Annotated in this window: 9 protein-coding genes; all 9 read right to left on the reverse strand. The window is 52.4% G+C overall.

Annotation, left to right across the window (positions count from 1 at the left end; genetic code table 11):
* Positions 1 to 354 precede the first annotated feature (354 nt).
* Positions 355 to 1,080: a GntR family transcriptional regulator gene (locus ABVS03_RS11030; protein WP_368019149.1), complete on the reverse strand. Its 726-nt coding sequence runs from the start codon at positions 1,078 to 1,080 to the stop codon at positions 355 to 357.
* Positions 1,081 to 1,215: 135 nt separating this feature from the next.
* Positions 1,216 to 2,331 (reverse strand): SIS domain-containing protein, encoded by a 1,116-nt coding sequence (locus ABVS03_RS11035; RefSeq protein ID WP_330972925.1) that lies wholly within the window; start codon positions 2,329 to 2,331, stop codon positions 1,216 to 1,218.
* Between the two features lie 2 nt (positions 2,332 to 2,333).
* Positions 2,334 to 3,179, reverse strand: a complete 846-nt coding sequence (locus tag ABVS03_RS11040; RefSeq protein WP_330972926.1) for a PTS system mannose/fructose/sorbose family transporter subunit IID — start codon at positions 3,177 to 3,179, stop codon at positions 2,334 to 2,336.
* Positions 3,179 to 3,982, reverse strand: coding sequence for a PTS sugar transporter subunit IIC (locus ABVS03_RS11045; protein ID WP_330972927.1), 804 nt, complete (start codon positions 3,980 to 3,982; stop codon positions 3,179 to 3,181). The genes ABVS03_RS11040 and ABVS03_RS11045 overlap by 1 nt, the downstream gene beginning before the upstream one ends.
* Positions 3,983 to 4,054: 72 nt before the next feature.
* Positions 4,055 to 4,540, reverse strand: coding sequence for a PTS system mannose/fructose/N-acetylgalactosamine-transporter subunit IIB (locus ABVS03_RS11050; protein ID WP_368019150.1), 486 nt, complete (start codon positions 4,538 to 4,540; stop codon positions 4,055 to 4,057).
* A 152-nt stretch (positions 4,541 to 4,692) separates the two neighbouring features.
* Positions 4,693 to 5,184: a hypothetical protein gene (locus ABVS03_RS11055; RefSeq protein ID WP_330972929.1), complete on the reverse strand. Its 492-nt coding sequence runs from the start codon at positions 5,182 to 5,184 to the stop codon at positions 4,693 to 4,695.
* 320 nt (positions 5,185 to 5,504) lie between these two features.
* Complete coding sequence (gene brxL / locus ABVS03_RS11060; protein ID WP_368019151.1) at positions 5,505 to 7,688, reverse strand: BREX system Lon protease-like protein BrxL; 2,184 nt, start codon at positions 7,686 to 7,688, stop codon at positions 5,505 to 5,507.
* A 69-nt stretch (positions 7,689 to 7,757) separates the two neighbouring features.
* On the reverse strand, positions 7,758 to 11,186 hold the full coding sequence (gene pglX / locus ABVS03_RS11065) for a BREX-1 system adenine-specific DNA-methyltransferase PglX (protein ID WP_368019152.1): 3,429 nt from the start codon (positions 11,184 to 11,186) through the stop codon (positions 7,758 to 7,760).
* Positions 11,187 to 11,205: 19 nt separating this feature from the next.
* A partial coding sequence (pglZ, locus tag ABVS03_RS11070; RefSeq protein ID WP_368019153.1) for a BREX-1 system phosphatase PglZ type A occupies positions 11,206 to 12,730 on the reverse strand: 1,525 nt, incomplete at its 5' end.

Genomic DNA, 12,730 nt, shown 5'->3' on the forward strand with positions numbered 1-12,730 from the left:
TAAACCTTTAGCTCAGTCCCGCGATACGTGAACAGTCATCTTTGTGCTACGGTATTGTTTTCCATGGTTCATAGGTAGTTTCGGATCTACGATACAGGGACTGCTATATTTCAGGAAGCTATTAAAGACTTGGATGCAGCACACAAACTCATCTCTGCTTAAAGTAGCGCTACGAGACCTCCGGATATGCCTGCGCTCATCTACTCCGTGAAACGTGTCTCAAGCGCGACCCGTCCTTCGACACCCCGATCATAGCTACGGCACACAGTCAGAAGCCGAATGAGAAGCTTGCAGTTTAGGAAACCCAACAATGCTGCAAGCTCTCCACACGTCTTAAGCCCAAAGCAATGCTATCTATACGTCAAAGGCATATCGACTACCAACATAATACTGACGTCCAATCGCAACGGGTACGTTGGAAGCATCTACGAACTTTGCGTTCATGTACATGAGCGGAGATTTCTTCGGAACATGGAGAAGTGTAGCCTGATTGGTTGATGCAGCAACCGCTTCCAGTGTTAGGCTCACATTGCGGATCGGCCGTCTGCCACTGACCTTTTCAATCTGGTCAAAGAATGAGGCATCTTCAAAATCCACATCCATGAGACCTCTGAATTCATCATATGGCAGGAACATGTTCTCTTCGTAGATTGGTACTTCATCTGCAGTACGAATACGCTGCACATATACCAGCAACGCGTCCTCTCCAAGTAGGAAGAAACGTCTCTCATCATCACGTGCGGGAACGATTTGCCGGCTTATAAGGTGAGCTCCCGGGGTCATGCCGGCCTCATGACAGAGCTCCGTAAAAGAGCGAAGCTCCCCTGCGCTATGGCGAAGCTGACGGTCGAAATGGACCTTGCTCACAAAGGTGCCAACACCCTGCCTTTTTATAAGAAAACCATTGGTGCAAAGATCGTTAAGCGCGCGGCGCACAGTGATTCTGCTGGCGCCATACTTGCTGCACAGCTCCTGTTCGGTTGGCAGCTGATCGCCGGGAGCATATGTTCCATCAGTAATGGATGCCTTTACATCTGCATATATCTGCTGGTACAGAGGTGATGAGGTATCCTGTGACATGCTATCAGCCTGGCTCCGCTCTTGGCAATGAATCTATCTCAAGGTGTCTTGTCGAGTTTATCATTCAAGAAATGAGCTGCAAGCAGCCAGGTCGAATCCTGGCTGCTTGCAGCATCAATCGTCAATGATTACACCTCACTTGCCGTCAGTAGTGTAGTTGTCATGCACTCCATCAAGTACTTTACTTCCTATCCGTTCATGGAACAGCGGATCTTTGGGAATCGAAGGGTCTATTCCATGTGCTTGAGAGGCCTTGCATGCAACCATCTGGAGCGGAATTATGTATTCCCAGCAAGAGAAGAGCGGGTCATCTTCGAAGTCTGCGATGCAGTCAAAAGCCTTCTGACTTTCTATACCATCAGGTGAGCCAATCAGATAGTTGTGCGTCGTCCATTCACTCAATATATCGATGAGCTTAAACGTCCGAGGCTTATAGTCACCCTTCGAAGCAAGATAGAAAAGATAGCTATCTTCGGATATCGAATTATATATTCCATGGAAGAATTCCTCGATATCGTATCCGGCAACACCCTGCCGCACGGTTTCCAGAATCTTCAGTGCACCTTCGAGCACATCGCCATACATGCCATCGTATCCGACTACGATAATTCTCTTTGCAGGATAGAAATCATCAGCTATTCGGTCATACCATGCATCAGAAGCTTCGAAGATGGCTGGCAGGTTGTTGATGACCTTCTTCATGCGCTCAAGATATGGCTGGATCTGCGCATCCGTCACGATCCCCTTTGCAAGAGCAAGCTCAGTAACCATCATCATTACTGTAGCAATGGATCCACCATAGCCTTTGGTTTTTGCTCCGCAAAGCTCATTGCCAACTTCTAGCATCGTACTCACTTGCGCATGCTCAAACACAAGGGCATCCGGATTTGCGCTGACAGCAGCCGTCATAAGACCGCGTGAGCTAGCTGCATCCAGCCCCTCTGCCGTAGAAAGGCTTTGCCCTCCCTGCGAGATGCCTATGACAAGCGCATCGTGGTCATACACTTTCTCATCGCGAGCAAAACGGGTTGGATACATCGGTATGATTTTCCATCCAGTCAGCTCTTCCAGATAGAGCTTGGCTGAAACACCCGCATGATAGCTCGTTCCGGACCCTATGAGATATACCGTCTTGATCTTTCGGTCCCTGAAGGCCTCCACAAAAGACGAGCAGATTCTCTTGCGGTCATTAATAATTGAGGTCAATACGACAGGCGTCTCTCGAATATAGTCGTACATAATACTTGACATAGCTAGAGCACTCCAATAAGTGATCCGATGATACCAACAGCAATCAAACCGAACATGACAGAAGTTGTCTTGTGCCCCTTCTTCAGAAGGGCATAGCAAATGAATGTCAAGCCAAGCGGCAGAATGCCAGGAAGTATCTGATCGAAGATGCTCTGGAGCTCTACGCTTGTCTCACCAGCAGTAATAACAAGAGGCGTAGTGAAGGTGACCATCGATGCAATCATGGCTCCGACAACGCAAAGGCCGAGTATCTTTGCACAGCTCGTCAGCAGCTCGATGGTGCCATCTTTCTGCATTTTGTCAATGAATCCGACACCGCTCTCATAACCAATCTTCAGGCCATAGTATCTTGCCAGCAAAGCTGGAACATTGAAAATGAGAAGGAAGAGGATAGCTCCAAGAATCGATCCTTGCTGGGCAAGGCCGCATCCAACGCCAGCAGCAATAACGCGGAAGGTCCCCCAGAAGAAGGAGTCGCCGATACCTGCAACGGGACCCATAAGGGCAGCTTTGAGGGCGGTAATTGATTCGATGTCGTAATGTTCGCCAGCAAGTTCGGCCTGACGGTTCTGCTCCTCCATCGCAATGCATGCACCGGTGATGATTGTCACAACCTGGGGAGTTGTATTGAAGAATGAAAGGTGCCGCTCAAGCGCTGCGCTCAGCTCCTTCTTATCGGGATAAAGACGTTCAAGTATCGGAAGCATTGAGTAGCAGAAACCAACGTTCTGCATTCGTTCATAATTGAAGCAAGCTTGGAGTGGGAAAGAGCGCCAAAAGACTCGACGCATATCGTTCTTTGTGACAATGCCGCCATTCTTCATTGGCTGATCGAGATTTCCGGCCATTACAATTCACCATCCAAATCGTCAGAGTCTGCTTCCTGATCCAGCTGAGCCACCGATATGCTCTCCAGTTCGCGCTTCCGGACAATCGTTGCCTGGTAGAACACGTATGCAATAACGCCACCAACGACGGCAACGCCCGTAGTGCTCATACCGAGCAGAGCAGTGAGGACAAACCCGACGAACAGATATGCAGCATTTGTCTTGTCGAATATGAGCGTCATAAGGATTGCGATACCAAGAGCAGGAAGCATGCCGGAGGCAACAGTGAACCCATGCGTGATGAACGTCGGGAGCCAGTTGACAAAGTCGCCGATGACCTGCGAGCCAAGAAGTACACCCAGGAAGACGACAAGGAACGACGTAATCCAGAACAGAGCGGCACCAGACCAAAGAGCCTTTGTGACTACGCCAGCATCCCCTTCAGCTGCGCCCTTGTCAGCCCACCGGGCAAACCCAAGATTCAGGGTGCGGTCAAGGATTCCCAAGAGCTGACCCAGAGTAGCAATCGGAAGCGAAAGTGCGACTGCCGTGCCCGTATCGAGGCCGGAAAGAATTGCGAAGGCAGTAGAGAGAATGCCGCCGCAGACAACATCAGGCGGTACAGCGGCACCAATTCCCACAACACCCATCATGACGAGCTCAACGGAAGCGCCCATGATGATGCCAGTCTGCACATCGCCCAGAATGAGGCCGACAATAGGACCAAGGACTATCGGCCTCTCGAACATGGTCTGTCCAGCGACGCGTCCATCCCATATTCCAAATCCTGCCAAAATGCCTAAAAGAAGAGCCTGTACAACCATAATGTCCTCCTTGCATAAGCCATTAGCATGCAGAACTGACAGGACCGTAGCCGGCATTGTCCCATCGATCTGTTACGACTGATAGATTCGTCTGATATCGGCAAGACTCATAGGTCTTTGGTCGGGAACTGACTGAAGCGATGCCTGGATACCAAGCGCTTCCAGCCTTTCTAATGCAGTCATATCGGAACTGTCCAGAAATACCTGCGGAGAGATACGCTTTCGATTCCCCGTCTGTCTGATGCCTCCTAGACATACCTTGTGGATAGCTCCTGAACCTTCCGCAATACGCACTGCATCTTCGGAACTTGCACAGACAACGAACATGTGTCTATCGGTGTATTTCGGATTCTTTAGAACGAGGATGGCGCCTTCAACCGACTTGATTGAAAGTACAGCCTGAGGAGGCTTTGCCATCTTGAATGCCGCCTTCATGAGATCATTGTGAGCGGCAGCATCATTTGCAACCACAATGGTATCGGCGCTCAGATAAGCCGTCCAGCTTACAGCAACTTGCCCATGTATAAGCCGGTCATCAACGCGTAGCAATTCAACCATCCAACACTCCAATCTCTTTGTCATAACGAGTGGTCATTGTGCCTTCAAGCGAGTCCAACGAATAGTTCCTAATCTGAATCTGCAGGCGGATTGAGATGCATGTTTCTGCAAAATCGACGCCTGTCTGTTAACTCCTTTTACAGCAAAGCCGTTTATAGCTCATCTGATTCAGAATCATCAGCAGCTGCTGTATCGCTCGATTTCGCGATGTCCTCCAACAAGCCAATAGCGTTCCTGGAAGAAAGTACGGCATCTCTCACAAGCTTCTTTGCAACCGAAAACTCCTTCTCCTCGATGGGAAGCAAAGCAAGTTCAAGGAGCATGCCTAGATTGAGTCCAGTGATGCAGATGATATTGGGATGCAGAGGGTTCAGCTTCAGAGCTGCCTGCGTGGGACTGCCTCCAGGAATATCAGTTATGAGCAGTACCGTCTCCTCTGTGGGGAATTGATTTACCGCACTCTCTAGCCGTTCACATACAGAGTCCATAGCATCGTCGACATCTACTTCAACAATCTTGATTGTTGAAGCATCTCCGATGATAAGACGAAGCGCGGAGCGGATTCCCGTAGCAAAGCCTTTGTGTGTTACCAGAACTATATTGTTCAACCGCACTGCGACTCCTTCTTTTGTTGTTATATACATCTTATACATCTGAGAGTTTCATACGTGTATCAGCTTGAAAGCTGTTCATATTCATCTGTTAAACGGCATATTTCTTACCGTGTACGGTATGAATCAGAAATAATTTGTTATATACATAAGTACTGACAATACGAGCAGGGAGACAAGCATTGAACTAGGCTTGCCCAAATGCATATCGGTTCATGCCACTCGTTTTCCCTTGGCTTCGTTAAATCACACAGATAGCCCTCTCAAGATCATTGGCCGCATGATTGAGCAACAGAAATCGAGAATAAGCGCAAGGCAAGAGGCTCTCTTTATTGGCTCGGACGCTGCGATGCCTAAATCTGATTCATCCTCTGATACACGACCTCGAATTGCTTCACTCTGCGCATCACAGGCATGCCAGCCTCGACAGAGAAAGCATCATTCGCATCGAAGCGCTGCCAGATATCGAGTCCCCTGTCGAGCAGAATATCCCATTCATGGTTGATGATGAGATGGCGGGCATGGATAGTATGCGTAGTATCCAGGTCATAGCTGAAATCAAGTCCCAGGGGTGCAAAGGACTCTGCCATCTGGTCGAAATAGCTTGTCTGTCTGGAGTCCAGATGCTCATCCGGCGCCGTAAGGAGATGCACCTTCACTTCCGGTACCGAATAGTCGAAGTGGCTCAGTATCACTTCGAGTAGCTCCATGAGATTTCGGCACTGGTAGAAGTTCCTGATGTAAGGATCGATGATTTCGACAGAACGAACTCCATCCAGATAGGATCCGAACAGGCTCTCATAGGAGATGCCGCGCTGGTTCTCACGGAAGGTCTTGTGCCCTTCAAACAGTTTCGACTCTGGAGAAGGCAGAGAAATTGGCCCGACTGCTTCGTCCTTTCCTCTTCCATCGTCCTCCTCTTCTGAGACAGCAGGCACCTCTGGCGCATCAGCGGCTTGGATGTCGTTCCGTTCGGAAGCATGTGGGCTAGCATCTTCCGCTGTTGTCTTCTGCTGCGCAAGCTTTGCAGCAGGTGCTACGTCCTCCCCATCCAGAGGCACTCTGTCACGGGAGTGGTAGATACGCGGGTAGCTGTCTTCCTCGAGCGTTGTTACGCTCTGCCATGTTCCACCTTTGAGACGATAGCGGAAGTGCGTACGGGAGAATGTTTCGTCGATGCGATAGAGCTGGTCCTTGACGCGGCAACGCAGCTCCATTGCGAATTCCAGCGTCTTTGCCTCTTCCTCGGCTGTAGCGTTCTTGCCCGGGAAGATGATCTTCATGAGGCCAGAGTAGGTCTTGAGGATGCCATCGCGGTCTCGGGTGGAAAGATCGTCTGACAGCTCGAAGCGCTCCCTGTAGAGGCCAGAGTAGTCAAGTGTACGCAGCGTGCGCAGGGCTTCTGCCAGATAGTCTACGATGAAGCCATAATTCGAGCTGAACATATCGCCACGGATGATATCGACTTCCCAACCCGGGATATAAGCATGGATACGGTCGATGAAGGCCGAATCATGGTAGACCGCAGGAAGGTCCTCGAAGAGATCTGTCTGCCCAATCATGTAGCCGACATCATGGCTTGTGTTGCCGACAAAGGCAAGCGATGCTTCTGCAGACACCTGCTCGATGCCGCGGCTGAAGCTCTTGTTGGCCATATAGTTCTTCAGGATGTCTACGATATCAGGCTTCGGGCGCTTGTTCTTACCTGCAAACTCGTCGAAGGCGACGCAGTCCCAATAGCCTACGAGACCGATCTTGCCATTGGAGTTGTTAACGAAGAGCTTGGCAGGCGTCACCTCTCCGCCAGAAATCAGGATGCCATGGGGCGAGAACTCGCTGAACACATGGGACTTGCCAGTACCCTTGGGGCCCAGCTCCACAAGGTTGTAGTTGCGCTCGCAGTATGGAACGAGACGCGTAAGCTGGAAGAGCTTGGCACGCTCTCCCAGCTGTGCCGGATCCAGCCCGATAGAGCGGATAAGGATATCGATCCATTCGCTAGCTGTGAACTGGCTACGCCCATCGATGAAGCCATCCAAATCAAAGTTGGCCATCTGGATGGGTTTGAGCGACTTTAGAAGATAGGGAGACTCGTTCTTTGCCTCGTTTGCCGAATAAGAGAGATCCGCTATGCACCAGACACCAGAGACAAGGAGGCGGCGGTTCTTCTTCACGATGTCTTCTGTCACCAGCACATGGGAGATGCCAAGGTTCTCGAACGTTGCCTCATAGGCATCCCGCTTCTCGACAAGGTCGACAGAGACCTTGTCTATGACGCGCTGAAAGCCCTTCTGCTTGATATCGCTCCTGATGGCACCGGCTTCAGCACGCTGCACATAGTGGGCAGCAAGGATGTCACGCACACGCTCGATGCCCTCTTGAATCTCTTCTTCGTCATCCGTAGCGCAGTTCTGTCCCAGCAGGTACTCGAGGACGTAGCTCGGTACGGCAGCATTGCCACGTACAAGCTTCACCAGGTCCTTGCGGACTACATAGCCCGCAAAGTTGTCATTGAGCTTCCTGTCGAGATCGTCCATCGAGTACCTTACTCTCTCTTGCCAGTGGAGATAGATAACGTGAGTTCTAGTCTACGACCAACTGAGTATCTACTTCCAGTCGCTGAGACCTGGGACCTTTGCCAAGGCATGCGGGAACTTGTTGTAATTCACCTTCACGCCATCGTCGAGGTCTATATGCACATGAGCGTGCGCAAGCTTGTAGATGGCATCGCGCTCCCATTCTTCAAGCTCTTGGACTTGGGCCCTGAGCCGATTCGCCTCCTTCTCCCCCTTCGTCGTCTTCTCCTTATCCAGCAGGTCGATGCGTGCACGGAGCTTGCCCTGCAGAGGGCGGAGATATCCGGTAAGAATCTCGCCTAATGTCGACTCATCGTAGCGGTGCATGTAGACGAGGCAGGAGAACGACTTCTTCGGGCTCTGGAAGAGCCAGTAGATGGGCCTCTTCTGGTAGGTCTTGAGGTGGTCCGCATAGAACTGCTTCACAAAGTACGTGCGCAGGTCGCATCCCAAGGCGCTCTCTATGAACTCGACGTTCTCCCCAAGCGTCTCTTCTCCATAGGCTGCAGACAGGAAGCGGTAGAAGCTGTCGACGATATCATCGTCGAACCAGGCCGTCTCCGTTATGGGCAGGATGTTGTCTCCATCCGGCATGAGCCTGGGATCCGGGACCTTCTCGAGGTAGTCATTCACCGTCGACCCTTGATCTGCAAGCACGAGGCCCGGCCTGTCGAGGGAGTATCTGCCGAAGACACAGCCGACGCCATAGGATATGAGGCTCTTCACATCACGTACCAGGTCAGCTCGCCGCACAGAGACCTTGTCGTCCGGCACCTCAATGGGCACCTCTCCTTCCATGTGGTAGATACGGGCGAAGATGCGGTTGAGCTCCTCCTCGTTAGACTTGAGATTGTCGAATCGCTCCTGGCACTCTTCCTGCCAGCGTGTAAATTGCTTCTCAACAAGAGGCTCTCCGAGCTGTATAAGCGGATGCGTCTGGAAGTCCCATGAGGTCTCGAAGGAGTCCCAGTCTAATTTTGCCTTTGATATGCAGTCGAGCGTCAGCGAAGCATCAAAGTCTTTGCGCTTTATTGGGACAGGAAATCTACCAATAGGGCCTTCGGAATAGTCGAGTGTAGGAGCAAGTACCTGTAAGAAAATACTAGCTATTGATGAATTCAAGGCGCTCATTATGAAGTAGAGGGTCTCAGAACGTTCTGCAAAGCAGCCGGGACCCTTTGCGTTAGCGATATAACCAGCGGGATAGTATCGCATCGAAAAGTTGCCAGTAGAAATGGCCGACCATCCAACGTATTCCTTGAAATAGGTATCCATATTCTGAGGACGTGATTTCTGTTTCCCATTCTCGTCAACGAAATTACGGATGGCAGAACCATCATTCTCCCAGTTGACCACATAGAAGATATTGCCATACCACTTTCGGAACTCGCCACCTTTGCTCATCGGGAACCATTTCATTTTTGATTTGGAAGCAGACTCTCTGTCTATACAATCAAAACCAATTTTCGCAATGCTTGGTTCCCACCACATTCTCAAAAAACGATTATTATCGGCTGTGGCAAGACCTTGCTTTGGGGCCGCAATCTTAGATAACGGAGCGAAAGTCCTGAAAGCTTCAATTTCTGATTTACTCGCCCAGTATGCAACTGGGCATCCAGGCATATCCTTGAATGACTCAGCATTCGTCTCGTATCGCCATGGGCATCTCTCATCATGCGCAGCTTCACGAAGCTTTGCAGCCTTTGCCTCTTCGCCAGCATCATCCACCAGGCGCATGTAGGTACCTGATGTATTTTCATGGTTCTTCTCGGACACGGTTGCTGTCGTAGACACGACTTCACCGCCGATTGCATCGAATGCTCTCGCGCCCAGATGTGCCATAACAGCAATACTAAAGTGCTCGATAATGAATTTGCGCATTTTCTCGAAGGAGCCAAGGAACATCCAGCTCTGCATGGTGATTTCAGCCGTATATCCCCCCTGCTTGGCCATCCCGAACCCCCGCCTGATGAAGCAGGTGCAGAGGTCACCCTTCTCATCTGGATAGCTCTCCTTGATCCAGGCGGAAAGCCATGCATCCATGTTCCCGCTGCCCATGTAGGGCGGGTTCGCAATGACGCAGTGGTAGGTTCCGGAGAGCGCCTCGGCATTGGCAAGCATCGCCTCAAGCTTGTGCCGGAGGGACCGTGCAAACACATCATCTGCATGCGAGTCGCCCATGCGTCCGAGCTCATGGCGGATGGTATCCGCATCCTCCGGATCGGGGACATAGAGGCTTCCCGCCTCCCCCATATGCTCCATAGCATCCAGCAGGCGGGCACGCTCCTTGAAAGTCTTGGAAGTCTGAGCCAGCTCATGCGATTCCAGCTTGACCGGGACGAGCACTGTCACATCTGCATCGATATCTCGGTCAAAGAAGCGGGGGTCATGCTCCCTGGCCTTCATCTCCAGCGCGAACCTCGCTATCTCCGCAGCACGGACATCAATCTCAAGTCCCTTGAGATTGTCCTGCAGGATCATGGCAGGGATGTCCTCCGGGCTGTACCCCTCCTCCTCGTACATCGCAAAGAGAAGGTCGAAGGCATAGACCAAGATGTGTCCGCTGCCGCAGGAAGGATCGAGGACACGGATATCTTCCGCATCCGCAACCTCAATATAGGACTCGGCATCCTTGGGGGCGATGTAGTACTCCATATGCTTTGCTAGGTCTGAGCCAGGATTGTTGAGCATCCAGAGACGGCCGAGAGAGTTCTGTGTAAGAAAGCGCACTATGTATTCAGGAGTGAAGAGCTGCGTAGCGGGGCCGATCTCGTCCGGACCCGCCTTCTTGTTCGCCTTCCCCTTGGCCTTGAACCCGGCAAAGACCTCGTCCTTGCGCTCTGCGATGTAGAACTGGTAGAGCCAGCCCAGCACCTCGACAGAGGAGCAGACATCCGCATCCATATCCTCCACGATGCGATGGAGGATGGATCCCTCGGCAAGAAGCCCCGATGGCATGAGCAGAGAGCTTGCCGACTCCTCCGAGAACAGATATCCCATGGGGCCGGCATAGTGTCTGCAGACAGCCCTGAGAAGGGCATCGTAGGCGTCCTCCGTTGCATTGGCGCTCGATACGGACCCCAGGAGGAGCGCCGATACACGGTCGCGCACCATGCGGTCAAAGCCATACTCGGGGTCATATATCCCCTGCGCCGCATCCGCAAGCACGGCAGGCTGCGTAGACCCTTCCCTCGGCGTCACAACAGGCGTCGTAGTATATCCGTTGGCATCCATGAAGCGCAGGGCGCAGAGTCGGTTGAACCAGGTGTAGGCAGCGCCATCTATGACATGATCGCGGCCTTTCTCATTGATGGCAGCCTCGAGCTCGCCTACGGCATTGGGGTCGGAGAGGCGCGCAGCGCTCCCGTCTGCCAAGACAGCGTCCAGCCTTCCCTCGATGTCGCGGCGCAGCTCGTCGCGCGCACCCGTCGCAAGCGCCTTGATCTTGCTCGTATCCATGAAGCCAAGCCTTTCTAGATTAGAAGTCGCTGCCAAACGCACGGTTGACGGAGTATTCCTTCTGCCAGACCGTGCGATATCTGGTCGTCAATCCTACCTTTGCAGAGATGCGTACAAACGCAGCAGAGTACTCGTCCACCTCGTCTGTCAGGCGAAGCGTGATACGTGTCTTGCGCTGATTGGAATCCTCTGAGGTGCTTGAGAGATCAAGTTCCTTCTCATGCGCACAGAGCATAGTCCCGTCTTCCGAGTAGACACCCACCTTCACCGTAAGCGGAGATATTCCTTCGCCACACGGCTTGGTCTGGTAGACATTGACCGAGACCGTGGGGCCGGTGATGACAAGGCGTCCTGTCGGAAAGCCCTCGACACCCGTCTGCTTGATTGTGTCTTCCTTCGACGAGGCAGCCTTGATGGTGATGACAGGGATGACATCTTCCTGTGCAGATGCCCCACCATGGACGAACCGTGCTCCAGAGCCCCTGAGTCTGAGCCTCGTGATGCCCCGTGGCATGGCAACTTCGTAGTCACCCGCAAGCGAGAGCTCCTTTGCCTTAAAGACCAGCAACGACTCATCCTTTGGAAGGTTGTGCCCCACAGCGAAGCGGCGAGATTGCGCTGCATCGTCCTGGTTGGCCACAGTCTGGGTAAGTTCAGGCAGGTCGGTATATGCATAGGATTCCGGTTCCTGCTGCTGGAAAAGGAAGCCGTGGTCGGACGTGACAATCACCCTTCCGCAGCCTGCCCGCAGAAGAATCTTCACGAGCTTCTGGATGTCTGCGCATGCATCCTCTACCGCTTCGAAGGTGCGTCCCTCGCTATCCCTCGAGTCTCCTGTCTTGTCAATCACATTGTGATAGACAAATGCAAGCGGAACTCCTTCAAGATCAGCCGAACCCTTTTCGAGTATCTTCGACGCGCTCAGCGCACATGCTCCGTCGACTGCGGCAGCTATCAAGTCGCCCCTGTTCTGCAGTCCATCCGTTGGCTTTCCGCCCTTCAGGACATGGCATGTGGCTGAATCGATCTCGAGAGTTCCTTCCGGCAGGAGCGCAGCCATGCCGAGCTGCGTGTAGCTCGGCAGCATGCATACATCTGCATCGCATGAGACTGTGGTCTTGCCAGATATGCCTGTGGTGCCAGGTGCTGAAAGCCGCTCTGCCAAATCGGCTCCTGCCTCGTAACGCAAAGCATCGGAGATGATAACGGCGACACGGTGGTTACGATCAGCCGCCGGGAAGGCGAGCTCTACCTGCTTCTTGAAGAGCTGATCCTGGGAGGGCAGAGAAGCCGGTGGCCACATGCCTTCGTCCATCAGATGTGTCTGCCAGCGGTTTGTGAGGTCTGCCAGATATGCATCATAGTCTTTCTGAATGCTCGCCACAGCAGGGTCAAGCGCATCCTTGAAGCGTCCGCCGGTCATGCGTCCGCGCGCAAGGAAGAACTCGCGGCAGTGACGGTCGACCTTGTACCAGCTTGAGACATAAGCACCGAAAAGACCTGCGAGATCTGTGGCATTTCCGCAGGTCTTGGTATATTCGTTA

The organism is Olsenella sp. AGMB03486 (assembly GCF_040884255.1).
GTDB classification, from domain to species: Bacteria; Actinomycetota; Coriobacteriia; order Coriobacteriales; family Atopobiaceae; genus Olsenella_L; species Olsenella_L kribbiana.